The sequence below is a fragment of the Alcanivorax sp. HI0044 genome, from assembly GCF_001634945.1.
The window spans coordinates 1-1,030 of sequence record NZ_LWEZ01000162.1; the positions used below are offsets into that span (position 1 = coordinate 1).

The window sequence follows — 1,030 nt, forward strand, 5'->3', positions numbered from 1 at the left end:
GAATCGCAGGGTGCTGCAGCCGGCGGTGGCCAGAAGTGATATCAGTGTCAGTGAAACTAGAATCCGGGGCATGATTTTCGACTTCGCTAAGTGTTCGGGCGATAATACAGACTTGGGAACCCATGACAAACTCCCGTCTGGTAGTCTGGTCCTCTTCATGGACAGTTCACCGGGCGAGGAGTTCGCCTTGGTGCCTCCGGTGGTACAGATTTTCCGCCTTTTTTAAAACCGCCATTGATTGGCAGATGGAGCATACGCATTGGATAATCAGGATCTCAGAAAAGCGGGCCTTAAAGTGACCCTGCCGCGGGTGAAAATCCTGCAGCAACTGGAGAAGTCCGAAGAGCGCCATCTGAGCGCGGAAGACATCTACAAGTCATTGATGGACTCCGGCGAAGACGTGGGGCTGGCCACGGTGTATCGCGTGCTGACCCAGTTCGAGCAGGCTGGCATGGTGCTGCGCCACAATTTCGAAGGGGGCTCAGCCGTTTTCGAGCTGGCCGATGAAGACCATCACGACCACATGGTGTGCATGGAAACCGGCCAGGTGGTGGAATTCATGGATGACGTGATCGAGAAGCGCCAGCACGCCATTGCCGAGGAGCACGGTTACGAAATCGTGGATCACTCGCTGGTGTTGTACGTCAAGCCGAAGAAGAAGTAGTAGCGCCTCACGCAGCACGCTTCATGTCGCACACGGGCGTGGTGCCTGTTGCGTGAAGCATGCTGCGTTTCTTGTCAGGCTGCCTGGGCTTTGCTCAGCATCTCTTTGGCGTGATTGCGGGTGGATTCGGTGATTTCCACGCCACCCAGCATGCGCGCCAGCTCTTCCACCCTTGCGGTCTCGTCCAGCCCCTGAATGCGGGTGTGGGTGGTGTCGTCTCCCTGAATCTTGTGTACCTGCCAGTGCTGGTGCCCCTGGCTGGCGACTTGTGGCTGGTGGGTAATGCACAGCACCTGGGCGTGCTGGCCCAGCTCGCGCAGTAACCGGCCGACGATCTCGGCGACGCCGCCGCCCACGCCCACATCC

Annotated in this window: 2 protein-coding genes and 1 pseudogene; 2 read left to right on the forward strand and 1 reads right to left on the reverse strand. The window is 58.3% G+C overall.

The genetic code is table 11. The annotated features are described in order from the left end of the window. Together A3730_RS32450 and fur are read left to right on the forward strand one after the other, a co-directional pair. Nucleotides 1–226, forward strand: a 226-nt coding sequence (locus A3730_RS32450; protein ID WP_231883808.1) for a hypothetical protein, incomplete at its 5' end; no start/stop codon positions are given. A 33-nt stretch (nt 227–259) separates the two neighbouring features. Beyond that, nucleotides 260–664, forward strand: a complete 405-nt coding sequence (fur, locus tag A3730_RS01960) for a ferric iron uptake transcriptional regulator (protein WP_007149572.1) — start codon at nt 260–262, stop codon at nt 662–664. Nucleotides 665–738: 74 nt separating this feature from the next. Here the strand turns inward: fur and A3730_RS30880 are convergent. Continuing rightward, a pseudogene (locus tag A3730_RS30880) lies at nt 739–1,030 on the reverse strand (DNA repair protein RecN); the annotation flags it as partial.